Source organism: Trinickia acidisoli (assembly GCF_017315725.1).
GTDB lineage: Bacteria > Pseudomonadota > Gammaproteobacteria > Burkholderiales > Burkholderiaceae > Trinickia > Trinickia acidisoli.
The window spans coordinates 332982-359613 of the sequence record NZ_JAFLRG010000001.1 but is presented as its reverse complement, the minus strand read 5'-3'; the positions used below and the strand labels follow the sequence as shown (position 1 = coordinate 359613).

Genomic DNA, 26632 nt, shown 5'->3' with positions numbered 1-26632 from the left:
ATTACTTGGCCTCCGCTTCAAAGTTGATTTCCTGGCCGGGCTTCAGGCAGACGTACGCCTTCCTCACGTCCTTGCGCTTGCCCATGAAACGGCCAAAGCGCTTGGCTTTGCCCTTCACGTTCAGCACGTTGACGGAATCGACTTCCACCTTGAACAGCAGCTCAACGGCGGCCTTCACTTCCTGCTTCGTCGCGTCGGGGGCGATTTCGAACACGACTTGCTCGTTCTTGTCGGCCACCAGCGTCGCCTTTTCGGAGATCACCGGCGCGAGCAGGACCTGCATCAAACGATGATCGTTCTTGCGAATCTCGCTCATGACAGCAACTCCTCGATCTGGGCGACCGCTGCCTTCGTGATCAGCACTTTCTTGAAGTAGATCAGCGACAGCGGATCGGCGTAACGCGGCTCGACAACGGCCACGTGGGCCAGATTGCGCGACGCGAGATACAGGTTCTCGTCGACCGTGTCGGTGATGACCAGCACGGACTCGAGACCCATGGCCTTGAATTTTTCGGCCAGCAGCTTCGTCTTCGGCGCTTCGAGGACGATGTCCTCAACGACCGACAGACGCCCTTCGCGGGCAAGCTGCGAGAAGATCGAGCAGAGGCCTGCACGATGCATCTTCTTGTTGACCTTGTGCGAGAAGTTTTCTTCGGGCGAGTTCGGGAAAATCCGACCACCGCCACGCCACAACGGGCTCGACGACATACCGGCACGAGCACGACCCGTACCCTTCTGGCGCCACGGCTTCTTCGTCGTGTGCTTGACTTGCTCGCGATCTTTCTGCGCGCGATTGCCGCTGCGGGCATTGGCTTGATAAGCCACCACGACTTGGTGAATCAGCGCTTCGTTGTAGTCACGGCCGAACACGACGTCCGACGCGTTCACGCCTGCGCCTTCTTGACCATTAGCATTGAGGAGCTTCAGTTCCATTATTTCGCTCCTTTCGCGGCACGCGTCTTCACTGCCGGCGTCACGAAAACTTTGCCGCCCTTCGCGCCAGGCACTGCGCCCTTGACGAGCAGCAGCTTGCGATCGGCGTCGATGCGAGCGATTTCGAGGTTTTGCACCGTAACGGTATCGTCACCCATGTGACCCGTCATGCGCTTGCCGGGGAACACGCGACCCGGATCTTGCGCCATACCAATCGAACCCGGCACGTTGTGCGAACGCGAGTTACCGTGCGAGGCACGGCCCGAGGCGAAGTTGTAGCGCTTGATCGTGCCGGCGTAGCCCTTACCGATCGATACGCCTTGCACATCGATCTTTTGGCCGACTTCGAAGATGTCAACGCCGATCACGGCACCGGCGGACAGCTCGGCAGCCTTTGCGGCGTCAATCTTGAATTCCTTCAGAATTTCACCGGCTTGCACACCGGCTTTGGCGAGGTGACCTGCCAACGGTTTCGTCACGCGCGAGGCGCGACGCTCACCGAATGCAACTTGAACGGCCGTATAGCCATCCGTTTCAACGGTCTTGATCTGCGCCACGCGGTTGTCGGACACGTCCAGCACGGTAACGGGAATCGAGTCCCCATCCGCCGTGAAGATACGGGTCATGCCAACCTTGCGACCTACAAGTCCAAGGCTCATCGTTTTCTCCATTCCCGACTGCGATTGGCCGGGGCTAATTTACAAAATGTCGGTGCCAGGAGGCTCGCAGGCTGCGAGCCGCACTGCTTTGTGCGCGCATCGCCGCGCACGAACTGGCACTGACTTTTTACGCAAATACGCGAAAAGCCTTGCATTATAGCGAGGCATTCCGTTTTCCGCAAGCAATCAAAGACTTACCGCCTCGACCCAGGGACCGAGGCGGCGCAAACCTTATTGCAGCTTGATTTCCACGTCCACGCCGGCCGGCAGATCGAGCTTCATCAGCGCGTCGACGGTCTTGTCCGTCGGGTCGACGATGTCCATCAGGCGTTGGTGCGTACGGATTTCGAGCTGATCGCGCGACGTCTTGTTGACGTGCGGCGAGCGCAGGATGTCGAAACGTTGGATGCGGGTCGGCAGGGGCACCGGGCCGCGAACGATCGCACCAGTCCGCTTCGCCGTGTCGACGATCTCGGCTGCCGATTGGTCGATCAGACGATAGTCGAACGCTTTGAGACGAATACGGATTTTCTGGTTTTGCATGACGATTCCTTCGAAAGAGCGAGGCAGCTTTGCGCCGCCGGATTAGGAAAAGAACGTGGGCTCGGGCGCTTAGCCAGGAGGCGTTGCACCCGAGCCCGGGCACGTTTTGCTACGATATTGCTCGTACTGCCTGTGTTGCGCGTACTGCCAAACCGTCGATTTTACTCGATGATCTTAGCGACGACACCTGCGCCGACGGTACGGCCACCTTCGCGAATGGCGAAGCGCAGACCTTCTTCCATGGCGATCGGGGCGATCAGCTTCACCGTGATCGACACGTTGTCGCCCGGCATCACCATTTCCTTGTCCTTCGGCAGCTCGATCGAGCCCGTCACGTCCGTCGTACGGAAGTAGAACTGCGGACGGTAGTTGTTGAAGAACGGCGTGTGGCGCCCGCCCTCATCCTTGCTCAGCACGTACACTTCAGCCGTGAAGTGCGTGTGCGGCGTGATCGAACCGGGCTTGGCCAACACTTGGCCGCGCTCCACGTCTTCGCGCTTCGTGCCGCGCAGCAAAATGCCCACGTTGTCGCCCGCTTGACCTTGGTCCAGCAGCTTGCGGAACATTTCCACGCCCGTGCACGTCGTCTTCACCGTCGGCTTGATCCCGACGATTTCGATTTCCTCGCCGACCTTCACCACACCGCGCTCGACACGACCCGTCACCACCGTGCCGCGGCCCGAGATCGAGAACACGTCTTCCACCGGCATCAGGAACGCACCGTCGATCGCGCGCTCCGGCGTCGGGATGTACGAGTCCAGCGCGTCGGCCAGGTTCATGATCGCCACTTCACCAAGCTCGCCCTTGTCGCCTTCCAGCGCCAGCTTGGCCGAACCCTTGATGATCGGCGTGTCGTCGCCCGGGAAGTCGTACTTCGAGAGCAGCTCGCGCACTTCCATTTCCACCAGTTCGAGCAGCTCCGCGTCGTCCACCATGTCGCACTTGTTCAGGAACACGATGATGTAGGGCACGCCCACCTGACGGGCCAACAAGATGTGCTCGCGCGTTTGCGGCATCGGGCCGTCCGCTGCCGAACACACCAGGATCGCGCCGTCCATCTGCGCCGCACCCGTGATCATGTTCTTCACGTAGTCGGCGTGGCCCGGGCAGTCCACGTGTGCGTAGTGGCGATTGGCCGTTTCGTACTCGACGTGCGCCGTGTTGATCGTGATGCCGCGCGCCTTTTCTTCCGGTGCCGCGTCAATCTGATCGTAGGCCTTCGCCTCACCGCCGAACTTCGCCGTCAGCACCGTCGTGATCGCCGCCGTCAGCGTCGTCTTGCCATGATCCACGTGACCAATCGTGCCCACGTTCACGTGCGGCTTGGTCCGTTCGAATTTACCTTTAGCCATGATTCTCTTCTTTCAAAAAGTAGTCGATGAAAAAGCCGGTTGGCTTACTTCGCTTTCGCGCTGATGATCGCGTCGGCGACATTGCGCGGCGCTTCGGCGTAATGCTTGAACTCCATCGTGTACGTCGCACGACCTTGCGTGAGGGAGCGCAGCGACGTCGAGTAGCCGAACATTTCCGACAGCGGCACCTCGGCGCGAACGATCTTGCCGCCGCCAACCATGTCTTCCATGCCCTGGACGATACCGCGACGGCCCGACAGGTCGCCCATCACGTTGCCCATGTAGTCTTCCGGCGTTTCGACTTCCACAGCCATCATCGGTTCGAGGATGACGGGGCTCGCCTTGCGCATTGCGTCCTTGAACGCCATCGAACCGGCCATGCGGAACGCATTTTCGTTCGAGTCGACGTCGTGGTACGAACCGAACGTCAGGTGCACCTTCACGTCGACGACAGGAAAGCCCGCCAGCACGCCGCTCTTGAGCGTTTCTTGGATACCCTTGTCGACCGCGGGGATGTATTCACGCGGAATGACACCGCCCTTGATCTCGTCGAGGAACTCGTAGCCCTTGCCTTGCTCGTTCGGTTCGAGCGTGATGACCGCGTGACCGTACTGGCCGCGACCGCCCGATTGCTTGACGAACTTGCCTTCGACATCGGATGCCTTCGAGCGGATCGTTTCGCGATACGCCACCTGCGGCTTGCCGACCGTCGCTTCCACGCCGAACTCGCGCTTCATGCGATCGACCAGAATTTCGAGGTGCAGCTCGCCCATGCCCGAGATGATCGTCTGCCCCGATTCCTCGTCCGTTTGGACGCGGAACGACGGATCTTCCTGCGCGAGGCGGTTCAGCGCGATGCCCATCTTTTCTTGGTCAGGCTTCGTCTTCGGCTCGACGGCTTGCGAGATCACGGGTTCCGGAAACACCATGCGCTCGAGCACGATCGGATGCTGCGGATCGCAAAGCGTGTCGCCCGTCGTCGCTTCCTTCAGGCCCACGGCAGCCGCGATGTCGCCCGCGCGCACTTCCTTGATTTCCTCGCGCTGGTTCGCGTGCATCTGCAAAATACGACCCAGACGCTCCTTCTTGTCCTTCGTCGAATTCAGGACCGTGTCGCCCGAATTGATGACACCCGAGTAGACGCGGAAGAAGATCAACTGACCGACGAACGGGTCCGTCATGATCTTGAACGCGAGCGCCGAGAACTTCTCGTCGTCGGCGGCCTTGCGCTCGGCCGCGTCGCCGTTTTCGAGCTCGCCCTTGACCGGCGGAATGTCGACCGGCGACGGCAGGAAGTCGATCACGGCGTCGAGCATGCGCTGCACGCCCTTGTTCTTGAACGCGGTGCCGCACAGCATCGGCTGGATTTCGCAGGCGATCGTACGGTCACGCAGCGCCTTGACGATTTCCGCTTCCGTCAGCTCCTCGCCGCCGAGGTACTTCTCCATCAGCTCTTCGCTAGCTTCGGCGGCCGATTCGATCATCTTCTCGCGCCACTCGTTGCAGGAATCGACGAGCTCGGCGGGGATGTCGACGTAGTCGAACTTCGTGCCTTGCGACGCTTCGTCCCAAATGATCGCGCGCATCTTCAAGAGGTCGACGACGCCCTTGAAGGTTTCTTCCGAGCCGATCGGCACCACGACGGGTACCGGATTCGCCTTCAGGCGCGTCTTCAGTTGGTCGTAGACCTTGAAGAAGTTCGCGCCGGTACGGTCCATCTTGTTGACGAACGCGAGACGCGGCACCTTGTACTTGTTCGCTTGGCGCCACACCGTTTCCGATTGCGGCTGCACGCCGCCGACCGCGCAGTAAACCATGCACGCGCCGTCGAGCACGCGCATCGAGCGCTCGACTTCGATCGTGAAGTCGACGTGCCCCGGCGTGTCGATGATGTTGATCCGGTGCTCCGGATAGTTGCCGCCCATGCCTTTCCAGAAGGCCGTGGTGGCGGCGGACGTGATGGTGATGCCGCGCTCTTGCTCCTGCTCCATCCAGTCCATCGTCGCTGCGCCATCGTGAACTTCACCGATCTTGTGGTTCACGCCCGTATAGAACAGGATGCGCTCGGTCGTCGTCGTTTTGCCGGCGTCGATGTGAGCGCTAATACCGATGTTGCGGTAGCGCTCGATAGGTGTCTTACGAGCCACTTTGATCCTCTATTGGGATAGCGCGAAGACGTTTCGTTTGTCTTCGCGCTCTAACACAAACGGGCGAGGCGCTCGATAAGCGCACCCGCCCGGAATTTTTTCCGCTGCTGCTAAGCCGAGGCTTAGAAACGGAAATGCGAGAACGCCTTGTTGGCTTCCGCCATCCGGTGGACTTCGTCGCGCTTCTTCATCGCGCCGCCGCGGCCTTCCGCGGCTTCCGACAACTCACCGGCCAAACGCAGAGCCATCGACTTCTCGCTGCGCTTCTTCGCGGCCTCGCGCAACCAACGCATCGCCAATGCCATACGACGCGACGGACGCACTTCGACCGGAACTTGGTAGTTCGCCCCGCCAACGCGGCGGCTCTTCACTTCCACCACCGGCTTGACGTTGTTGAGCGCCACCGTGAACACTTCCAGCGGGTCCTTGCCACCCTTGGTCTGGATCTGTTCGAAAGCGCCATAAACGATACGCTCGGCCACCGACTTCTTGCCCGAGAGCATCAGCACGTTCATGAACTTAGCTACATCAACGTTACCGAACTTCGGATCCGGCAACACTTCCCGCTTGGGAACTTCGCGACGACGCGGCATGTTTCTTCCTTTGACTTTTCAGTTGGAGCCCAACCAGGAGCCCCGCGGCCACCAACTAACCCGATCCATCTTTGACGACTAACCAGCTTGGCCGGGTGACCACTTACTCGACAGCACCGGCGATTCCGGCACCACCGCCTAAACTACCGAGACAGGCGAATTACTTGCCCGCCTTAGCGCGCTTCGCACCGTACTTCGAGCGAGCTTGCTTACGATCCTTGACGCCCTGCGTATCGAGCGAGCCGCGGACCATGTGGTAACGCACACCCGGCAAATCCTTCACACGGCCGCCGCGAATCAGCACGACCGAGTGTTCCTGCAGGTTGTGGCCTTCACCACCGATGTACGAAATGACTTCGAAGCCGTTCGTCAGACGAACCTTGGCGACCTTACGGAGCGCTGAGTTCGGCTTCTTCGGCGTCGTCGTGTACACACGCGTGCACACGCCACGACGCTGAGGGCAGTCCTGCAAGGCCGGGCTCTTGCTTTTCGTCGTTTCCGACGCGCGGCCTTTGCGAACCAGTTGATTGATGGTTGGCATTGTGTATTCCCGAAATTGAACAAAAACACCACACCGCCAGCCGGGCAAAGCGGCTCGCGATGCGTGTCAAACTTCCTGCTTAGCCTAAACCTAGGCCCGGCCACCCACGCAATATCTACGCATACCCACACATACCCACGCGTGGACGCACCTCGACCAAGGAGCCAAGAACAGGAACCCAGCATGATATTTCAAAAAGATCAAGCGCGTCAATAGTTTGCGTGCGGCACGCGCTCAGGCGGGCTCAGGCGGGCTCAATCGGCGGCGACGACCTCGAGTAGCTCGTCGCCGAAACGTTCGAGCTTGCGCGCCCCGATGCCGGGAATGTGGCGCAAATCGTCGATCGAGTCGGGCGCAGAACGCGCGATCTCGGCCAGTGTGGCGTCGTGAAAGATCACGTAGGCCGGCACGCCGTCGCGCTTGGCCGTATCGGTGCGCCACGCGCGCAGCCGCTCCCAGCGCGCACGCTCGCGCGGCCCGAGGCCGGCTGTCGGATCGGCGCGTTCGCCGGTACGCGAGGATGCCTGGCGCGTGCGCGCAGGTTTCACGTAGCGGCGCAGCGTAACCGTCGCTTCGCCCTTGAGCACGGGCTTGCTCGCTTCGGTCAGCATGAATGCGCCGAAGCCGTCGTGATCGATGGTGAGATAGCCGTAGGCGACGAGCTGCCTGAATATGCCGCGCCACTCCGGTTCCGCAAGGCTCGCGCCGATGCCGAAGGTGCTCAGCGTATCGTGCCCGCGTTCACGTACCTTTTCCGTGCGGTTGCCGCGCAGAATATCGACCAAGTGGCCGGCACCGAAATGGAACCCGCTCGCGCGGTGCGCGCGAAACACGCATGACAGCGCCATCTGCGCCTCACGCGTCGCATCCCAGGTCGCGGGCGGCTCGAGACACGTGTCGCAATTGCCGCAGGGCTCGCTCGCCTCGCCGAAATACGAGAGCAGACGCACCCGCCGGCAAGCAGCCGTCTCGCACAAGCCAAGCAGCGCATCGAGCTTGCTCGTCTGCACGCGCTTGTGCGTTTCGTCGGCCTCCGATTCGTCGATCATCTTGCGTTGCTGGACGACGTCGCCGAGGCCATACGCCATCCATGCATTGGCGGGCAAACCGTCACGGCCGGCCCGCCCCGTCTCCTGGTAATAGCCCTCGACGCTCTTGGGCAAATCGAGGTGCGCGACGAAGCGCACGTCGGGTTTGTCGATGCCCATGCCGAACGCGATCGTCGCGCAAATGACAACGCCCTCTTCTCGCTGAAAGCGTTCCTGATGACGCTGCCGCGTTTCGAAATCCATGCCGGCGTGGTACGGCAGCGCGTGAACGCCTTTGGTCTTCAGCCAATCGGCCGTTTCCTCGACCTTGCGGCGCGAGAGGCAATAGACGACGCCGGCATCGGTCGTGCCGTCGTCGTTCGTGTGCTCGGCGCGAATGAAGTCGAACAGTTGCGAGCGCGCGTTGTCTTTCTCGACGATGCGATAGCGAATGTTGGGCCGATCGAAGCTCGAGACGAACACGCGCGCTTCGTCGAGCGCGAGGCGATGAACGATTTCGTCGCGCGTAATGGCGTCGGCGGTGGCCGTCAGCGCAATGCGCGGCACCGACGGAAAACGCTCGTGCAGCACGGAGAGCTGCATGTACTCGGGACGGAAATCGTGCCCCCATTGCGAGACGCAATGCGCTTCGTCGATCGCGAACAGGCCGATGCGCGCGCGCTCGAGCAGTTCCTGAAAGCGCGGTGTCATCAACCGCTCGGGCGCGACATAGAGCAGATCGAGGTCGCCGTCGCGCAACGCGCGTTCCGTCGCCGCCGCTTCGGCGCCGGTGAGCGTGGAGTTCAGATACGCCGCGCGCACGCCGAGCTCCGTGAGCGCGGCTACTTGATCCTGCATCAGCGCGATCAGCGGCGAAACGACGATTCCTGCTCCGAGCCCCGCCTCGCGCCGCACGAGCGATGGAATTTGGTAGCAGAGCGATTTGCCACCGCCCGTGGGCATCAGAACGAGACAGTCGCCGCCGCCGGCGACGTGCTCGACGATGTCGCGCTGCTGCCCTCGGAAAACGGGATAACCGAAGACTTCATTGAGAATGGCTAGAGCACGCGACATGTAGGGGATCGATACGGCAAACGGCGGATGGGCGCCATTCTACCAACCCATCCGCGTGCGGCGATGCCCGCTCGACGCGCGTTGGCCATTCAGCCGATCGAGCGGTGCGACGTGCGCGGCCGGCGGCGTTGCGCCAAAGACGCCTAGGCGCGCTCGCCCGACGATCCTTGCACGTTGTTGCCGCCGCCTCGGTTGCGCATCGGGATGGCTTCGCCCGTTTGCCTCGGCGGGGAGTTCGTCGGCGTCGTCAGCGAAGTGAATCGGGCGGCGCCCTCCTCCTCTCCGAGCCGCGCCGTGCGGCCGCCGCCAAATGCGTTCCGCGCCTTCTTCATCGCGGTCATCGCAGCGGGTAGACACAGCAGCGCGATGAACGCGCCGCCGACGCAGTTCTGCAGCCACGACGCCCCTGCCTCGCCGAGATGCGGCGCCGTGATCTTCGGATCGATGGCGGCCGTCAGCCCGTACACGGTGTAGAAGATCGAGGTTCGCGACACGCCGTCGGAGCTGAAAGTGTCGAACGCTTTCTCCGCGCCGGGCCACGCGGGCGGTGTCAGCGTGATCTGCAGATCGGCCAGATTGCCGCCGCTCATCGCGTTGGTGAGCATGCGGCCCGCGAACTGATCAGCGGTTTCGCCGGCGAGGTTGCCGACGACGTACGTCGCGAGCGAGGCGAAACCGCTGCGCAGCGTCTCCGCTTCGTGCGTATTCGGATCGGTCGTGTTGTCGTGCATCGCATCGACGAGCCCAGCGCCCGATAGGCCATGGAAGCTTTGGATGCTGTTGACGAGCATCTGATTGGCCGCATAGAAAAACGCCGAATTGACCGCTTGCACCGTGAGCGGGTTCGCCTTGCCTTCGGTCGGTATGTTGTCGCCGAGCGGCATGTACAGGTTGGTCGTGTCACGGCCGCCCGAGTACATGAACGTCTTCATGAGACTCGGCACGAGATCCTTGAGCGTGCCGGTGGCCGCCGCCGCGGTGACGGCCGCCGACAGCGAGACGATCTGCGCGATGTTGCCGGCGTGCGTGACGGGCGTGCCGATGCCTTGACGCTCGTTGTAGAGCATTGTCATCAGGTTCGACAAAATCACGGCGCCGTAGAGGCCGCCGGCAATGCCGGCCTTCGCCTCGTCGCTCGCATTCGTGTGCGTCAAGAGCGCCTCGACGCCGGCGCCGACCGCTTCGCGCAGCGCCGTCGTGATGCCGACCGCCACCGCCTGCTGGCCGACCACGTTCGCCGAACTGCGCGCCCACTGCGCGATGGTGTCCATCGTCGAGCGCGTGGCCGCGCCGGTCGCGGCAGCGGTGTTGCCCGTGCGTGCCGCCGTATCGGCAGGGGTCGTCGTAGTCGCGCTCGTTTGATTGCCCGCGTTCTCGGGCGCCGACGCCGGCCGATCGCTGCCGCTCGGGACGGGCGCGTTGGCGATCGCGTCTCGCAATGCCTGCCCTGCGACATTCGCCTCGTCGCGCGCCGTGCGAGCGGTACGTTCCGCCTCGTCGGCATCCTGTTCGGCTTGCGTCGCCTCGTCGTCGGCGTCCTGCGCTTCTTCGAGCGCCGTGGTTTCCTTCTGCTCGGCCTTCTGGGCTTCACGCTTCGCTTTGCCGGCAGCCGCTTCGAGCGGCCCGACTTTCCGTGCCAGCGCATCGGCTCCGGACCGAAGCGACGTCGCTTCGCCGCGTATCTCCTTCGCGGTGGCCTTCAGTGTTTCGGCGTCGTTGCCGGCTTCGTCGGCCGCCGAGCGCACGGTTTGTGCATGCGCCTTTGCTTTGTTGGCGTCGGTTTGCCGTTGTCCCGCTTGTTCGCGCAGGCCGGCGGCGTGCGCATCCAATTGCTCGGCCCGCTTGGCTGCCTCCTGCGCCTGCGCTCTTTGCTCCTTGGCTGCCGTCTCGGCTTGCGTGGCCCGCGCATCGGCTTCGCGTGCGGTCTGAAGCGCGGCGGGGCGTTCCTTTTCCGGTGCCTTCTGCGCCGCCGCGGCAGCCGCCTGTGCCTGCTCGCGTAGCTGACCCGAGCCCTCTTCAGCACGGTCGGCGGCGTCGGACTTCGTCGTCGCCTGCTTGTGCGCGTCGCCCGCTTCGCGCTCTGCCTTGTCGGCCTCCTTCGATTGCTCGCTCGCGCTCGACTGTGCGGTTTGCGCCGCCTTCTCGGCGCCGCCCGCTTCGTTCCCGAGCGTCTCGGCCTTTTCGCTCGCCGCCTTGGCTTTCTTCTCGGCGTCGGCGGCTTCGCCATCTTTGGCGGTCGCAGCGCCGTCGGCCTTCGCTGCCGCCGTTTCCGCATCGCTAGCCGCCTTGTGCTTGTCCGCTGCCTCGCGCTGCGCCTCGCGTCTTTCGCCGCCCAAGGTCTGCGCCAGCTCGCCGCGCTGCGTTGCCACACCTCTCAGTTCCGTAGCAGCGGTTCGCAGCGTTTGCGCGTCGCCTTCCAAGGTGTCGGCGCGCTGGGTCCTCGTGGTTAGATTCGCCTGAGCGGCTCGAATCTCCGGCGTATCGGGCGGCGGCTGCATGATCAATCGCTGGCCGCCGGACGCATTCATCTGTCCCATCGCGTCGAATGCGTGATGGATGCTTTGCGCGATCGTCGTCAAGCGCTGCGCATGCCCTTGCAGGGTCGTATCGGCGCTCGTCGTGTCGATCGGCGCATTCAGCCCCATCATCCTGCTGAATTCCGTCGCCACCCGACGCGCGTCGACGCTGATTTCTTCGTGAATGCCGGCGGTATCCGTCGCGCTCAATGAATGGCGACGCTGAAATGTCGCGGCGCCGATCTGCGGCAAGGCGCCACTGCGTCGAATTCCGCTCTGCCCCGTGGTCCCCGCCGCTTGCGAAGTGTTGCGCGACGAAATCGCCCCGAACGTGCCGACGTTCTGGCGCGACGACGTACTCTGCACCGGCGGATTGTTCGTCTGCGTCTGCGGGTCTTCGATTTCTTCCGGTTCGGAAGTCGCTCCGATCGACACGCCGTGGAGATCGCTCATCGCTTCATACCTCCTGCAAGGGAATGCTTTGTTGGATTGAGTAGCCTCCATGATTGGATACCGGGCGCGACGTCGCACCGGAAATCCGAAGACGTGCCGCTCAAACCGAACGAGATCCGCGCAGTGCTTACGTCAACACACAATTGATCGGCTCGGTCATGGCAGCGATTTGTGCGCGGCGACCCCGGCCACTACGATCGGCGTTGGATCGACTGCTGGCCCGCAACCGCCGCCCGGGCCAGCCCCGTCGATCGACGGCTAAAGCTAACTGCCCGACTGCGCCGCCTGCCAACGGAGCACGGGATGCCCTGCGCCGGCCGGCATCAGCCACGCGCCGCCGGCACCGAAATCCCAGCCGGCGTAGCTCGAGGCATTGCCCATCTGTGCTGTCGTGAGCCCGTTCTGTACCGGCACGCCGCCGCTGTCGACCGCCATGCCCGACGTCTGCACGTTCCAGTAGTCGTCGCTGCCGCCGCCGCTTCCCGAACCGATCAGGCCGCCCGCGCCGCCGCCCGGGCCGAACCAGTAAGAACCACCGCCGCCCGATACCGCCCCCGTTGCAAACGACTGCGTCACCGTGCCGCTGCTGTTTCCGACGAGGCCACCCACGTACGCCCATCCGCCGCCGGTTACCGAACCCGTCGCATACGACTGTTTGATCGTGCCGGTGTTGACGGCCACGAGCCCACCCAGATCCCCCCCACCGGGCCCGCCGGTAAAATCGGGCACGCCGGACACCGAGGCGCTGCTCGACGATTGCACGATCGTTCCCGTATTCAGCCCGACGAGCCCGCCGATGGAGTAGCCGGTACCCGGCCCGTAGTCGTTGAAGTAGAAGCCGCCAGCCGAAGACGTGCGGGCGATAAGACCGTCGTTTTCGACCGCCAGGACGCCGAGGTAGCACGAGTTGCTGTAGCAATGCCCGATACCGCCGTCGCTGTTCGATAGGCTTAGGTTGCGCACCACGCCCGTCGCGCCAATGACGCCGAACAGCGGCCCGCCCCAGCCGAAGTAGTACCCGGGTGATCCCCCTGTAATCGACACGCCATTCAGCGTGTGGCCAAGCCCGTCGAACTGGCCTGTGAACGGGGTGGTGCTGCCGATCTGGTCGACATAGGCGCCGTTGAACGCGATGTCGATCCCGAGCGCATAGTTGCCGGCAGGATCTTGCGACACGTTCTCGAGATCCGCGAGCGAATTGACGAGCTTGTACGCCGTGATCTGCGTCACGATGCCGGCGTCGGGCGAAGGCGTCCAAGCCGGATTGCCGAGCAACGTGCCTGCCGAATACGCGCCCGTCATGTCGCGATACAGATTGACGAGCCCGGTGCTCTTGGACCAGTCGATGGTGCCGTCGTTGACGACACCGCCCCCGTTATCGATCGCGGTTGCATCGGCGCGCAGCGTCAGGCTGCCGGCGCCTTGATTCTGGATGGTGACGCCCTGCTGGACACCCACGTTGCGCAATGCGTCGAGCGAAAGCGAGGCCGCGCCCGTCCACCCCAAGTTCGCCGCGACGGTAATATCGCCGCCGACACCGCCGGCGCCTGTCGTCTGCACGTTGATCGAGGTCCCGGCGTTAAGGCTGCTGGAGAACACGCTTGCCGCCGAGCCGTCGAGCGTGAAGGCGGGCGTCGTGACGTTCCATTGCCCCGCCTGCACGGCGGCTCCGAGCGGATCCAGTATGAGATTGCTCGCTGTCGTATCGACGGTTCCGCCGCTGCCGTCGGCATTCGTCGCCTGGACTGCGCTCATCAGCGCGACCCTGCCCGTATCCGCCACGAGCCAGACATGGCCGTCGCGGGTGGCCGTGCCGGTCGCGCGAATCGCCGTGTGGTTCCCCGACAGCGCGAATATGTTGCCGTCAGCCGCTTGCAGGCTCACTTGTGCGGCGGCAATCTGCCCGGCATTCGTCACGTTGCCGCCGCTGCCGGTCTGCACGAACACTTGGCGGCTGGTCGACGAATCCTGCAGCAGCACCGTCTTGCCCACCGCGAGTTCGACCGTACCCTGCGGCGCGCTGATACCACCGAGGTTTTCGACCGCGCCGGCCGCGATGAGAAACACGTCGCCGCGCGTCGAGCCGATATTGCCGAGATTCACGACGGAGTGACTCGACGTGCCCGACAGCGTGAGCGGGCCGCCGTTCATGAATGCCGTATTGTCGACGTCGAGCGTCGACGCAACGAAACGCCCGCCCGTGGACACAACGCCGGTCGGTCCGATCACAACCCCTTGCGGATTGATGAGATAGACGCTACCCGTCGCCGACAGTACGCCGAGGATCGATGAAGCGCTTGTGCCGGTGACGCGATTTAATGTGGCTCCGGATCCATTATTGAAGTTGACGTGGTTACCGGACCCAATCGAAAAATTATTCCAATCAATGACCCCACGCCCCGACGTTTGATTAATTGTCAGCGATGTGCCATTCTCGGAAATAGATCCGCTCCCTAAAATAAATTGACCGCCTGCCGGAAGGGAGCCGGCATATGACATGGACGATGTCCCGCACAGCACCGAAACCGCCGCACCCACCCACATTGCCATTAATTTTGGTCTGACCCTGCCCCGCTCGGTTGAAGCCGCTACTCTCATGATGCCCTCGCGAATATTTCAATATCGAACCGATAAGTTCGCCGCGGGATTTAATGAGAATTCGTGAAAGCGCGGCAAATCACCGGAGATCGGGCCGTTATGTTTTTATGGCCCACGCGATTATCGGATCAAATCCATATCCTGCGCGACGGATGAAATCGGACAGGTATTCGTGCTTTTACGCCAGTCTGGAAAAGTGCGACATGCCTGGGTCGACGCCGGGCGCACGAAAAAAAAGCCGCCCAGTCGAAACCGAGCGGCTTTTGCGCCAAGGCGCTTGAGCGGATGCATCGCACGAGCGGCGTCAAGCGCCGCCCGAACTTACTCCGCCGAGTGTTGCTGATGCGGCTCGTCGGCCGGCGTTTCGGCAGCCGATGATTCCGGCGTACCGAATTCGAACTGCTCTTCCGCGGCGATCTGATCGAAACGCTCGCGATCCGACGATTCCTTCGCCTTGCGCGCCTTGTGGAACGCGAGACCCGTACCAGCCGGGATCAAGCGGCCGACGATCACGTTTTCCTTCAAGCCGCGAAGGTCGTCGCGCTTGCCCATGATCGCAGCCTCGGTCAGCACGCGCGTCGTTTCCTGGAACGACGCGGCGGAGATGAACGAATCGGTCGACAGCGACGCCTTCGTGATACCGAGCAGCACGTTCTCGTACGCGGCCGGACGCTTGTCGTCCGCGTTCATCCGATCGTTCTCGTCGAGCATGTCCGACCGCTCGACTTGTTCGCCCGGGATGAAGCGCGTATCCCCGTTGTCGGAGATCTGCACGCGGCGCAGCATCTGACGCACGATCACTTCGATGTGCTTGTCGTTGATCTTCACGCCTTGCAGACGATACACGTCCTGCACTTCGTCGACGATGTAGCGCGACAGCGCCTCGACGCCCTGCAGACGCAGGATGTCGTGCGGATCGGCCGGACCGTCCACGATCATTTCGCCCTTGTTGACGACCTGACCATCGTGGACGAGCACCTGCTTTTCCTTCGCGATCAGAAACTCGTGCTGGTTGCCCTCGAGATCCGTGATGACGAGACGCTGCTTGCCCTTCGTATCTTTACCGAACGAAACCGTACCGGTGACTTCCGCCAGAATGCCGGCATCCTTCGGCGAACGCGCTTCGAACAGTTCGGCCACACGTGGCAGACCGCCGGTAATGTCACGCGTCTTTTGCGATTCCGTCGGAATCCGCGCGAGCACCTCACCGACCTGCACCTGCTGGCCGTCCTTCACCGTAATCAGCGCGCCGACTTGGAAGCCGATCTGCACCGAGTGTTCGGTACCGGGGATCTTCACTTCCTCGCCGACGGCATCGAGCAGCTTCACCTGCGGGCGCACGCTCTTGGCGGCCTGCGAGCCACGACGCTTCACGTCGATCACGACGAGCGTCGAAAGCCCCGTCACGTCGTCGATCTGCTTGGCAACCGTCACGCCTTCTTCGACGTTCTCGAACTTCACCGTACCGCCGTACTCGGTGATGATCGGACGCGTGAGCGGGTCCCACGTGGCCAACTGCGTGCCGGCCTTGATCTGCGCGCCGTCGAGCTGCAACAGCGTGGCGCCGTACGGCACCTTGTGACGCTCGCGCTCGCGGCCGTGATCGTCGGTGATCATCGCCTCGCCCGAACGCGTGATGACGATCTGTTCGCCCTTCGCGTTCGTGACGTAGCGCATCGTCGAGGTGAAGCGCACCGTACCGTTGCTCTTCGCTTCGACCGACGAGGCCACCGCCGCACGCGATGCCGCACCGCCGATGTGGAACGTACGCATCGTGAGCTGCGTGCCCGGTTCGCCGATCGACTGCGCCGCGATCACACCGACCGCTTCGCCGACGTTTACGAGCGAGCCGCGGCCGAGGTCGCGGCCATAGCACGCCGCGCAGAGACCGTAGCGCGTTTCGCAGGTGAGCGGCGTGCGCACGCGCACTTCGTCGATACCGAGGCGTTCGATCTCTTCGACAGCCGTTTCGTCGAGCAACGTACCCGCTTCGTAAAGCGTTTCTTGCGATTCGGGGTTGACGACGTCTGCCGTCGCCACGCGGCCGAGAATCCGGTCGCGCAGCGCTTCGACGACTTCACCGCCTTCGACGAGCGCCTTCATCGCCACGCCGTTGCTCGTGCCGCAATCGTCTTCGGTCACGACGAGATCCTGCGTCACGTCGACCAGACGCCGCGTGAGGTAACCCGAGTTCGCCGTCTTCAGTGCCGTATCGGCCAGACCCTTACGCGCGCCGTGCGTCGAGATGAAGTACTGCAGCACGTTCAGGCCTTCGCGGAAGTTCGCCGTAATCGGCGTCTCGATGATCGAGCCATCCGGCTTGGCCATCAGCCCCCGCATACCGGCCAACTGACGAATCTGCACCGCGGAACCGCGAGCGCCCGAGTCGGCCATCATGTAGATCGAGTTGAACGACTCTTGACGCACTTCGTTGCCGTCGCGATCGACCACGGGTTCGGTCGAGAGCTGCTCCATCATCGCCTTGCCGACCGCTTCCGACGTTGCCGACCAAATATCGACCACGTTGTTGTAGCGCTCTTGCGCGGTGACGAGACCCGACATGTACTGGCGGTCGTACTCCTTCACCTTCTTCGCGGCGTCGCCGACGATCACTTCCTTCTGCGTCGGCACGAGCATGTCGTCCACGCAGATCGAGATGCCGGCGCGCGTCGCGAGGCGAAAGCCCGACTGCATCAACTGATCGGCGAAGATCACCGTCTCGCGCAGACCGCAACGGCGGAACGCCGTATTGATGAGGCGCGAGATTTCCTTCTTCTTGAGCGGCTTGTTCAGCACCGAGAACGGCAGGCCCGGCGGCAGGATTTCCGACAGGATCGAGCGGCCGACCGTCGTCGCGTACAACGAGATCTTCGGCACGAACTTCGGCGCGCCTTCGGACGTGTCCTCGTTCGCCACCATTTCGGTGATACGCACGTTCACGCGCGAGGCCAGCTCGACTTCCTTGTTCTCGTAGGCACGCAGCGCTTCGGACACGCCCGTGAACGACATGCCTTCGCCCTTGCCGTTGACCGCCTCGCGCGTCGCGTAGTACAGGCCGAGCACGATATCCTGCGACGGCACGATCGACGGATCGCCGTTGGCCGGGAACAGGATGTTGTTCGACGCGAGCATCAGCGTGCGCGCTTCCATCTGCGCTTCGAGCGACAGCGGCACGTGCACGGCCATCTGGTCACCGTCGAAGTCGGCGTTGAACGCCGCGCAAACGAGCGGGTGGAGCTGAATGGCCTTGCCTTCGATCAGCACGGGCTCGAACGCTTGAATGCCGAGACGGTGCAGCGTAGGCGCGCGGTTGAGCATCACCGGGTGCTCGCGGATCACCTCTTCGAGGATGTCCCACACCACCGCCGTTTGATTCTCGACTTCCTTCTTCGCCGCCTTGATGGTCGTGGCCACGCCCATCACTTCGAGCTTGTTGAAGATGAACGGCTTGAACAACTCGAGCGCCATCAGCTTCGGCAGGCCGCACTGGTGCAGCTTCAGCGTCGGACCCACGACGATGACCGAACGGCCCGAGTAGTCGACGCGCTTACCGAGCAAGTTCTGACGGAAGCGGCCGCCCTTGCCTTTGATCATGTCGGCGAGCGACTTCAGCGGACGCTTGTTCGCACCCGTCATCGCCTTACCGCGACGACCGTTGTCGAGCAGCGAATCGACGGCCTCTTGCAGCATCCGCTTTTCGTTGCGGACGATGATTTCGGGCGCCTTGAGCTCGAGCAGACGCTTCAACCGGTTGTTCCGGTTGATCACGCGGCGATAGAGATCGTTCAAGTCCGACGTGGCGAAACGGCCGCCGTCGAGCGGCACGAGCGGACGCAGCTCGGGCGGCAGCACGGGCAGCACTTCGAGCACCATCCATTCGGGCTTGATGCCCGAACGCTGGAAGGCCTCGAGCACCTTCAGGCGCTTCGCGTACTTCTTGATCTTCGCTTCCGAGCCCGTGTTCTTGAGCTCGGTGCGCAGCGTCTCGACTTGCTCGTCGATGTTGATCGCGCGCAGGAGCTCGCGCACGCCTTCCGCGCCCATCTCGGCGCGGAACTCGTCACCGTACTCTTCGACCTTGTTGTAGTAATCCTCTTCGGTCATGATCTGCCGCGCTTTGAGCGGCGTCATGCCCGGATCGATCACCACGTACGCTTCGAAGTACAGCACGCGCTCGATGTCGCGCAGCGTCATGTCGAGCACCATGCCCAGACGCGACGGCAGCGACTTCAAGAACCAAATGTGCGCGACGGGCGAAGCCAGTTCGATATGGCCCATCCGTTCGCGACGCACCTTCGCGAGCGTCACTTCGACGCCGCACTTCTCGCAGATCACGCCACGATGCTTCAGGCGCTTGTACTTGCCGCACAAGCATTCGTAATCTTTGATCGGCCCGAAGATCTTCGCGCAGAACAAGCCGTCGCGCTCGGGCTTGAACGTGCGGTAGTTGATCGTTTCGGGCTTCTTGACTTCACCGAACGACCACGAGCGGATCTTGTCGGGCGAGGCAAGACCGATCTTGATCGCATCGAAAACTTCTTCTTGTTGGACTTGCTTGAATAGATCGAGCAAAGCTTTCATCGCTTCTCTCCAGTAGTCCTATTAGTTCCGGTCCAGGTCGATGTCGATACCGAGCGACCGGATTTCCTTCACCAACACGTTGAACGACTCAGGCATGCCGGCGTCGATCACGTGGTCGCCCTTGACCAGGTTCTCGTAAACCTTCGTCCGGCCCGTCACATCGTCAGACTTCACCGTCAACATTTCCTGCAGCACATACGATGCGCCGTACGCTTCGAGCGCCCACACTTCCATTTCACCGAAGCGCTGACCGCCGAACTGCGCCTTACCGCCGAGCGGCTGCTGCGTCACGAGCGAGTAAGGACCGGTCGAACGGGCGTGCATCTTGTCGTCCACCAAATGGTGCAGCTTCAGGTAATGCATGTAGCCGACCGTGACGGTGCGCTCGAACGGCTCGCCCGTGCGGCCGTCGCATAGGCGCACCTGGTTCTTCGATTTCGTCATGCCGAGTTGCTCGGCGATGTCGTCCGGGAAGGCAAGGTCGAGCATCTTCGACATTTCCTCTTCCGTCGCACCGTCGAACACCGGCGTTGCGAACGGCACGCCTTCGCGCAGGTTCTTCGCCAACTCGACGATGTCGTCGTCCGAGAAGCTCTCGAGCTCTTCGGCGCGGCCCGACTCGTTGTACAGCTTGGTCAGGAACACACGCAGCTCTTCGATCTTCGCCTGACGCTGCAGCATTTCGCCGATACGCCAGCCGAGACCCTTCGCAGCCCAGCCCAAATGCACTTCGAGCACCTGACCCACGTTCATCCGCGACGGCACGCCGAGCGGGTTCAGTACGACGTCGGCCGGGCGGCCGTCGGCCATGTACGGCATGTCCTCGATCGGAACGATCTTCGACACGACACCCTTGTTACCGTGACGGCCGGCCATCTTGTCGCCAGGCTGCAGGCGGCGCTTGACGGCCAAGTACACCTTGACCATCTTCAGCACGCCCGGGGGCAGTTCGTCGCCTTGCGTGAGCTTCTTGCGCTTCTCTTCGAACGCGAGGTCGAATTGGTGACGCTTCTGCTCGATCGAATCCTTGATTGCTTCGAGCTGAGCGGCCGCTTCTTCGTCGGCGAGGCGAATGTCGAACCAGTGGTAATGGTCGAGATCTTCCAGGTACGCTTGATCGATCTTCGTGCCCTTCGCGAGCTTCTTCGGACCGCCGTTCGCGACCTTGCCGACGAGCATACGCGCCAGACGCTGGAACGCATCGCCTTCGACGATACGCAACTGATCGTTCAAGTCGAGGCGATAGCGCTTCAGTTCATCGTCGATGATCTGCTGTGCGCGCTTGTCGCGCTGGATGCCTTCGCGCGTGAACACCTGCACGTCGATGACCGTACCGCTCATGCCCGAGGGCACGCGCAGCGACGTGTCCTTCACGTCGGATGCCTTCTCGCCGAAGATCGCGCGCAGCAGCTTTTCTTCCGGCGTGAGTTGCGTTTCGCCCTTCGGCGTGACCTTGCCGACGAGCACGTCGCCCGCTTCGACCTCGGCGCCGATATAGACGATGCCCGACTCGTCGAGCCGGCCAAGCTGCACTTCGGCCAAGTTCGAGATGTCGCGCGTGATTTCCTCAGGTCCGAGCTTCGTGTCGCGAGCGACGACGTTGAGCTCTTCGATGTGGATCGACGTATAGCGATCATCGGCCACGACCTTCTCGGAGATCAGGATCGAATCTTCGAAGTTGTAGCCATTCCACGGCATGAACGCGACGAGCATGTTCTGACCGAGCGCGAGCTCGCCCAGATCCGTCGAAGCGCCGTCCGCCAGGACGTCGCCGCGCGCGACCATGTCGCCGACCTTCACGATCGGACGCTGGTTGATGTTCGTGTTCTGGTTCGAGCGCGTGTACTTGATCAGGTTGTAGATGTCGACGCCGACTTCACCGGCCACCGCCTCGTCGTCGTTCACGCGAATGACGATACGGCCCGCGTCGACGTAATCGACGACACCACCGCGCAACGCTTGCACCGTGGTGCCCGAATCGACGGCCACTGTCCGCTCGATGCCCGTACCGACGACCGGCTTCTCAGGACGCAGACACGGCACGGCCTGACGCTGCATGTTCGAGCCCATCAACGCGCGGTTCGCGTCATCGTGCTCGAGGAACGGGATCAGCGAAGCTGCGACCGAAACGATCTGCGACGGCGCCACATCCATGTACTGGATGCGGTCCGGCGTGACCATCAGCGTTTCGCCCGCTTCGCGCGACGAGACGAGCTCGTCGGTCAGCGTGCCGTCGCCCGCCACCGCCGCGTTCGCCTGCGCGATCACGTAACGGCCTTCTTCGATCGCCGACAGGTAGTCGATCTGGTCCGTCACTTTGCCGTCCACGACCTTGCGGTACGGCGTTTCGAGGAAGCCGTACTCGTTCAGGTGCGCATAGAGCGCGAGCGAGTTGATCAGGCCGATGTTCGGACCTTCAGGCGTTTCGATCGGGCACACGCGGCCGTAGTGGGTCGGGTGCACGTCGCGTACTTCGAAGCCCGCGCGCTCGCGCGTCAGACCGCCCGGTCCCAGTGCGGAAACACGGCGCTTGTGCGTGATTTCCGACAGCGGATTGGTTTGGTCCATGAACTGCGACAACTGCGACGAACCGAAGAACTCGCGGATCGCCGACGAAATCGGCTTCGAGTTGATCAGGTCGTGCGGCATCAGGTTTTCGCTCTCGGCTTGGCCGAGGCGTTCCTTCACCGCGCGCTCGACGCGCACGAGGCCGGCACGGAATTGATTCTCCGCGAGTTCGCCAACGCAGCGCACTCGACGATTGCCGAGGTGATCGATGTCGTCGACTTCGCCCTTGCCGTTGCGCAGCTCGACGAGGATCTTGATCGTCGCGAGGATGTCGTCGTCCTGCAGCGTCATCGGGCCCGTGATTTCATCGCGGCCGACGCGGCGGTTGAATTTCATGCGGCCGACCTTGGACAGGTCGTACGCGTCTTCGCTGTAGAACAGACGATTGAACAGCGCCTCGACCGCTTCTTCGGTCGGCGGCTCGCCCGGGCGCATCATGCGGTAGATTGCGATGCGCGCGGCCGTCCGGTCGGTCGTTTCGTCGATACGCAGCGTCGACGAGATGTACGGGCCTTGATCCAGATCGTTCGTGTAGAGCGTCTGAATGTCCTTGACCTTCGCCTCGCGCAGCTTCTCGAGCGTGCTTTCGGTGATTTCGTCGTTCGCGTTCGCGATGACTTCACCCGTCTCGCCATCGATCACGTTCTTCGCTAGAACGCGGCCGAGCAGGTAGTCCTCGGGCACCGAGATGAACTTCGTCTTGGCGTTGTCGAGGTCACGGATGTGCTTCGCGTTGATCCGCTTGTCCTTTTGGACGATGACGTTGCCGTCGCGATCACTGATGTCGAAGCGCGCGACTTCGCCGCGCAGACGTTCGGGGACGAACTCCATCTGCGCCCCTTCCGCCATCAGCGTGAAGTTGTCGAAGACGAAGAAGTTCGCGAGGATCTGTTCCGGCGTGAGGCCGATCGCCTTGAGCAGGATCGTGACCGGCATCTTGCGGCGACGGTCGACGCGGAAGTAGAGAACGTCCTTCGGGTCGAATTCGAAGTCGAGCCACGAGCCGCGGTACGGGATGATCCGCGCCGAGAACAGCAACTTGCCCGAGCTATGCGTCTTGCCCTTGTCGTGTTCGAAGAACACGCCCGGCGAACGATGCAACTGCGAGACGATGACACGCTCGGTGCCGTTGATGACGAACGAGCCGGTCGGCGTCATGAGCGGAATTTCGCCCATGTAGACTTCCTGCTCCTTCACTTCCTTGACGACCGGTTTGCTCGGCGATTCCTTGTCGAGCAAGACGAGGCGCACCTTGGCGCGCAAGGCCGAGCAATAGGTGAGACCGCGCTGCTGGCACTCCTTGATGTTGAAGGCCGGCGGCGACAACGCGTAGCTCACGAACTCCAGGCGCGCGAAACCGTTGTGCGAGACGATCGGGAAAACAGACGTGAACGCTGCCTGCAAACCCTCGGGTTTGCGAGCATTCGCGAGCACGTCAGCTTGCAGAAACGTGCTGAATGATTCAAGCTGGGTGGCCAGCAGGAAAGGTACTTGGTGAACGATGGGGCGCTTCGCAAAACTCTTACGAATGCGCTTCTTCTCGGTGAAGGAATATTGCATACGATCTCCGAATCACGGCGGGAATGGTGTCGAGGCAAGGCGCCAGGATGAGACAACCCGAGTGTTCACCGACTGAGACCCGATGGCCGTTCTGAGGCTTGAACGAGCCTAGAAGCTTGGTGGTTGGCCGCTACCAACCGCTGGCTGACGGCAGCGGATGCCTATGTTGCCCGCCGCCCGACCAAACTTGCCTTCTGCAGTCGCTTCAGAAGACAAAGAGAAATGCCGCTCGCAGGGAGAAGGCAATTTTCTTTGGCCTCTTGGGGCTATGTTCCGATGGCGCAAAGGGCCAGCAAAACATAGTTCCCACAAAGCACAAAAAGGCCGGCGGTGGAAAAACCGCCAGCCTTCGCACAACGCGAGGGGCTTTACTTGACTTCAGCTTTCGCGCCGGCTTCTTCCAGCTTCTTCTTCGCTTCTTCAGCAGCAGCCTTGGGCACCGCTTCCTTCACGGGCTTCGGTGCACCGTCGACGAGATCCTTCGCTTCCTTCAGGCCCAGGCCCGTCAGTTCGCGCACGGCCTTAATGACGGAAACCTTGTTGGCGCCGACTTCCGTGAGGATCACGTTGAATTCCGTTTGCTCTTCGACGGCGGCAGCAGCACCGCCGCCTGCGGGGCCCGCCACTGCGACAGCAGCGGCCGACACGCCGAACTTCTCTTCGAACGCCTTGACGAGTTCGTTCAGTTCCAGAACCGACATCGAGCCAACGGCTTCGAGGATGTCTTCTTTTGCGATTGCCATGTGAAATACTCCTAAATTGAATTCGGATACAGCCAGCGATCAGTCACGCCCGGCTAGAGTGCGCCATGCGCTGCCCGTTTAGGCAGCTTCGCCCTGCTTCTCGGCGAGCGCGGCGAGTGCGCGCACAAAGCCCGAGACAGGCGCTTGCATGACGAACAACAGCTTGGAGAGCAGCTCTTCACGGCTCGGGATGTTGGCGAGCGCTTGCACGCCTGCCTTGTCCATCACCTTGCCTTCGTACGAGCCGGCCTTGATGATCAACTTGTCATTGCTCTTGCCGAAGTCGTTGACGACCTTGGCGGCGGCAATGGCATCTTCCGAGATGCCGTAGATCAGAGGACCGGTCATCTGCTCGGCCAACGGAGCAAACGGGGTACCCTCGACAGCGCGACGCGCCAGCGTGTTCTTCAACACGCGCAGGTACACCTTCTGCTCGCGCGCTTTCGCGCGCAGCTTCGTCAGATCGCCAACCGCTATCCCACGATACTCGGCCAGGACCATGGACTGGGCTTTCGCGACTTGCGCGGAAACCTCAGCCACGACGGCCTGCTTATCTTCTTTGTTCAGTGGCACGGTTAACCTCCAGATGCGATGCGCCAGGCGACTAAGCCCGATACACCGCGTTCAACAACGGCGTCCGAGGGTTAGGAGTATTTCGCCCACCGGCCTTGCGCATCGCTGCGCGCAACCCGTGAACTCAATGACTGCAAAACTTTTTCGGGTTCGCCATCTGCGTTGGCTTTCAATTAAGGAAACGCTTGCCTGTTGCCTTCCTGCTACGTTCCCGCCAACGGTCTTTGACAACCGGCCGCGCGAGGCACGATACCCTCCCGCGACCGCCCAAAGCCCTTAAATACCGCGCCGGTGGGCAACTGCCGCACCGGACGCGATCGATTCTTTACTGCTGCGCAGCGAGCGATGCTTGGTCGACCCGCACGCCGACGCCCATCGTGCTCGACAGCGCGATCTTACGCAGGTACACGCCCTTGCTCGTCGCCGGCTTAGCCTTCTGCAGCGCTTCAACCAGCGCCGACAGGTTCGTGCGCAGCGCGGTCGGTTCGAACGACGCACGGCCGATCGTTGCGTGGATGATCCCCGCCTTGTCGACGCGGAACTGCACTTGACCCGCCTTGGCATTCTTCACAGCCGTTGCGACGTCGGGCGTGACCGTGCCAACCTTCGGGTTCGGCATTAGGCCGCGCGGGCCGAGGATCTGGCCCAGCGTACCGACAACGCGCATCGTGTCCGGCGAAGCGATCACGACGTCGAAATTCAGATTGCCGCCCTTGATTTGCTCGGCGAGATCTTCCATACCGACGATCTCAGCGCCGGCAGCGCGCGCTTGCTCGGCCTTTTCACCCTGAGCAAACACCGCAACGCGAACCGACTTGCCGGTACCCGCGGGCAGCACAACCGAGCCGCGAACGACTTGATCCGACTTCTTCGCATCGATGCCGAGCTGAACGGCAACGTCGATCGACTCATCGAACTTCGCCGTTGCACATCCCTTGACGAGCGACAGCGCTTCGTCGATTGGGTACAGCTTCTGACGATCGATCTTGTTCGCGAATGCTTGCAGACGCTTGGAAATCTTAGCCATTTACACGCCCTCCACGGTGATGCCCATCGAGCGGGCGCTGCCGGCGATCGTACGGACCGCGGCGTCCAAGTCGGCAGCCGTGAGGTCGGGCATCTTTGCCTTGGCGATGTCTTCTGCTTGCGCGCGCGTGATCTTGCCGACCTTGTCGGTGTGCGGCTTGCTCGAACCCTTGTCGATCTTCGCAGCCTTCTTGATCAGCACGGTGGCCGGAGGCGTCTTGAGGATGAACGTGAAGCTCTTGTCGGCGAACGCGGTGATGACGACGGGAACGGGCAGGCCCGGTTCCATCGCTTGGGTCTGCGCGTTGAACGCTTTGCAGAACTCCATGATGTTCAGGCCGCGCTGACCCAGTGCCGGGCCAACCGGCGGCGACGGATTGGCTTTACCTGCAGGGATCTGCAGCTTGATAAAGCCGATGATTTTCTTTGCCATGACGAAAACCTCGTTGGAACGCGTGAGCGTTCGGTGAGTAGTAGCGCGCTGTCACCGCGATGCACCGCGATTACTGACGCTCCTCAACGGTCATTACGCGGACCGTAAGCGCGAAAACGGACCGCCCGCAATCGGGCGACCCGTTGGAATCGATCACAGCTTTTCGACCTGCCCAAATTCCAATTCGACAGGCGTGGCGCGCCCGAAGATCGTGACCGAGACGCGCACGCGCGATTTCTCGTAGTTCACTTCTTCGACGCTGCCATTGAAGTCCGTGAACGGACCATCCTTGACACGAACCATCTCGCCCACTTCGAACAGCGTCTTCGGCCGAGGCTTCTCGACGCCTTCTTGCATTTGCGACATGATCTTTTCGACTTCGCGCGGGGAAATCGGACTCGGGCGGTTGCGCGCACCGCCGACAAAGCCTGTCACCTTCGCCGTGTTCTTGACGAGATGCCAAGTTTCATCGGTCATCTCCATCTCGACGAGAACGTAGCCGGGGAAGAAACGACGTTCGGTCACCGATTTGTGACCCCCCTTCACTTCCACGACTTCCTCGGTCGGAACGAGGATTTGGCCAAACTTATCTTGCATGCCAGCGCGCTCGATGCGCTCTTGGAGCGCCCTCTGCACGCTTTTCTCCATGCCGGAGTACGCATGCACGACGTACCAACGTTTACCGCTCGGAGGTGCCGGAGTATCGCTCAT

Annotated in this window: 18 protein-coding genes; all 18 read right to left on the bottom strand. The window is 62.2% G+C overall.

Annotation, left to right across the window (positions count from 1 at the left end; genetic code table 11):
- Position 1: 1 nt before the first annotated feature.
- The 18 genes from rplW to nusG all read right to left on the bottom strand — a co-directional run bounded on the left by rplW (position 2) and on the right by nusG (position 26632).
- Positions 2–316, bottom strand: coding sequence for a 50S ribosomal protein L23 (rplW, locus tag J3485_RS01640; RefSeq protein ID WP_085228319.1), 315 nt, complete (start codon positions 314–316; stop codon positions 2–4).
- Positions 313–933, bottom strand: a complete 621-nt coding sequence (gene rplD / locus J3485_RS01635; protein WP_206950870.1) for a 50S ribosomal protein L4 — start codon at positions 931–933, stop codon at positions 313–315. Before rplD ends, rplW begins: the two co-directional genes overlap by 4 nt.
- Positions 933–1592, bottom strand: a complete 660-nt coding sequence (gene rplC / locus J3485_RS01630; protein ID WP_206950869.1) for a 50S ribosomal protein L3 — start codon at positions 1590–1592, stop codon at positions 933–935. The genes rplD and rplC overlap by 1 nt, the downstream gene beginning before the upstream one ends.
- 231 nt (positions 1593–1823) lie before the next feature.
- Entirely contained in the window at positions 1824–2135 is a 312-nt protein-coding gene (gene rpsJ, locus J3485_RS01625) for a 30S ribosomal protein S10 (protein WP_006998489.1), read from the bottom strand.
- Between the two features lie 161 nt (positions 2136–2296).
- On the bottom strand, positions 2297–3487 hold the full coding sequence (gene tuf, locus J3485_RS01620; protein WP_206950857.1) for an elongation factor Tu: 1191 nt from the start codon (positions 3485–3487) through the stop codon (positions 2297–2299).
- A 44-nt stretch (positions 3488–3531) separates the two neighbouring features.
- Positions 3532–5634, bottom strand: a complete 2103-nt coding sequence (fusA, locus tag J3485_RS01615) for an elongation factor G (protein WP_206950868.1) — start codon at positions 5632–5634, stop codon at positions 3532–3534.
- A gap of 122 nt (positions 5635–5756) precedes the next feature.
- A complete protein-coding gene (rpsG, locus tag J3485_RS01610) occupies positions 5757–6227 on the bottom strand; it encodes a 30S ribosomal protein S7 (protein WP_006053291.1) in 471 nt (156 codons plus the stop codon).
- Positions 6228–6387: 160 nt separating this feature from the next.
- Positions 6388–6768 carry a 30S ribosomal protein S12 gene (gene rpsL / locus J3485_RS01605; RefSeq protein ID WP_006998493.1) on the bottom strand — a complete coding sequence of 127 codons (381 nt, stop codon included), beginning with the start codon at positions 6766–6768 and terminating at the stop codon, positions 6388–6390.
- A 254-nt stretch (positions 6769–7022) separates the two neighbouring features.
- A complete protein-coding gene (gene recQ, locus J3485_RS01600; RefSeq protein ID WP_206950867.1) occupies positions 7023–8870 on the bottom strand; it encodes a DNA helicase RecQ in 1848 nt (615 codons plus the stop codon).
- A 143-nt stretch (positions 8871–9013) separates the two neighbouring features.
- Entirely contained in the window at positions 9014–11839 is a 2826-nt protein-coding gene (locus J3485_RS01595) for a hypothetical protein (protein WP_206950866.1), read from the bottom strand.
- A 264-nt stretch (positions 11840–12103) separates the two neighbouring features.
- Positions 12104–14338, bottom strand: coding sequence for a two-partner secretion domain-containing protein (locus J3485_RS01590; RefSeq protein WP_242538448.1), 2235 nt, complete (start codon positions 14336–14338; stop codon positions 12104–12106).
- Positions 14339–14758: 420 nt separating this feature from the next.
- Positions 14759–19018 carry a DNA-directed RNA polymerase subunit beta' gene (rpoC, locus tag J3485_RS01585; RefSeq protein ID WP_206950864.1) on the bottom strand — a complete coding sequence of 1420 codons (4260 nt, stop codon included), beginning with the start codon at positions 19016–19018 and terminating at the stop codon, positions 14759–14761.
- Positions 19019–19039: 21 nt separating this feature from the next.
- Positions 19040–23146, bottom strand: a complete 4107-nt coding sequence (gene rpoB / locus J3485_RS01580) for a DNA-directed RNA polymerase subunit beta (RefSeq protein ID WP_206950863.1) — start codon at positions 23144–23146, stop codon at positions 19040–19042.
- A 368-nt stretch (positions 23147–23514) separates the two neighbouring features.
- Positions 23515–23889 carry a 50S ribosomal protein L7/L12 gene (rplL, locus tag J3485_RS01575; protein ID WP_206950862.1) on the bottom strand — a complete coding sequence of 125 codons (375 nt, stop codon included), beginning with the start codon at positions 23887–23889 and terminating at the stop codon, positions 23515–23517.
- A 78-nt stretch (positions 23890–23967) separates the two neighbouring features.
- On the bottom strand, positions 23968–24462 hold the full coding sequence (gene rplJ / locus J3485_RS01570; protein WP_206950861.1) for a 50S ribosomal protein L10: 495 nt from the start codon (positions 24460–24462) through the stop codon (positions 23968–23970).
- Between the two features lie 325 nt (positions 24463–24787).
- Positions 24788–25489: a 50S ribosomal protein L1 gene (gene rplA / locus J3485_RS01565; RefSeq protein WP_206950860.1), complete on the bottom strand. Its 702-nt coding sequence runs from the start codon at positions 25487–25489 to the stop codon at positions 24788–24790.
- The gene (gene rplK / locus J3485_RS01560) at positions 25490–25921 is read right to left on the bottom strand and encodes a 50S ribosomal protein L11 (RefSeq protein ID WP_102645094.1); all 432 of its coding nucleotides are present in this window, start codon (positions 25919–25921) and stop codon (positions 25490–25492) included.
- Positions 25922–26074: 153 nt separating this feature from the next.
- On the bottom strand, positions 26075–26632 hold the full coding sequence (nusG, locus tag J3485_RS01555) for a transcription termination/antitermination protein NusG (RefSeq protein ID WP_206950859.1): 558 nt from the start codon (positions 26630–26632) through the stop codon (positions 26075–26077).

What these genes read in the sequence shown, in the direction of transcription:
- rplC (WP_206950869.1), bottom strand. Translation starts at nt 1,592, where the DNA reads ATGAGCCTTGGACTTGTAGGTCGCAAGGTTGGCATGACCCGTATCTTC.
- rplA (WP_206950860.1), bottom strand. Translation starts at nt 25,489, where the DNA reads ATGGCTAAGATTTCCAAGCGTCTGCAAGCATTCGCGAACAAGATCGAT.
- rplW (WP_085228319.1), bottom strand. Translation starts at nt 316, where the DNA reads ATGAGCGAGATTCGCAAGAACGATCATCGTTTGATGCAGGTCCTGCTC.
- rplD (WP_206950870.1), bottom strand. Translation starts at nt 933, where the DNA reads ATGGAACTGAAGCTCCTCAATGCTAATGGTCAAGAAGGCGCAGGCGTG.
- nusG (WP_206950859.1), bottom strand. Translation starts at nt 26,632, where the DNA reads ATGAGCGATACTCCGGCACCTCCGAGCGGTAAACGTTGGTACGTCGTG.
- rplL (WP_206950862.1), bottom strand. Translation starts at nt 23,889, where the DNA reads ATGGCAATCGCAAAAGAAGACATCCTCGAAGCCGTTGGCTCGATGTCG.
- rpsG (WP_006053291.1), bottom strand. Translation starts at nt 6,227, where the DNA reads ATGCCGCGTCGTCGCGAAGTTCCCAAGCGGGAAGTGTTGCCGGATCCG.
- rpoC (WP_206950864.1), bottom strand. Translation starts at nt 19,018, where the DNA reads ATGAAAGCTTTGCTCGATCTATTCAAGCAAGTCCAACAAGAAGAAGTT.
- tuf (WP_206950857.1), bottom strand. Translation starts at nt 3,487, where the DNA reads ATGGCTAAAGGTAAATTCGAACGGACCAAGCCGCACGTGAACGTGGGC.
- rpsL (WP_006998493.1), bottom strand. Translation starts at nt 6,768, where the DNA reads ATGCCAACCATCAATCAACTGGTTCGCAAAGGCCGCGCGTCGGAAACG.
- recQ (WP_206950867.1), bottom strand. Translation starts at nt 8,870, where the DNA reads ATGTCGCGTGCTCTAGCCATTCTCAATGAAGTCTTCGGTTATCCCGTT.
- J3485_RS01590 (WP_242538448.1), bottom strand. Translation starts at nt 14,338, where the DNA reads ATGTCATATGCCGGCTCCCTTCCGGCAGGCGGTCAATTTATTTTAGGG.
- rpoB (WP_206950863.1), bottom strand. Translation starts at nt 23,146, where the DNA reads ATGCAATATTCCTTCACCGAGAAGAAGCGCATTCGTAAGAGTTTTGCG.
- J3485_RS01595 (WP_206950866.1), bottom strand. Translation starts at nt 11,839, where the DNA reads ATGAGCGATCTCCACGGCGTGTCGATCGGAGCGACTTCCGAACCGGAA.
- rpsJ (WP_006998489.1), bottom strand. Translation starts at nt 2,135, where the DNA reads ATGCAAAACCAGAAAATCCGTATTCGTCTCAAAGCGTTCGACTATCGT.
- rplK (WP_102645094.1), bottom strand. Translation starts at nt 25,921, where the DNA reads ATGGCAAAGAAAATCATCGGCTTTATCAAGCTGCAGATCCCTGCAGGT.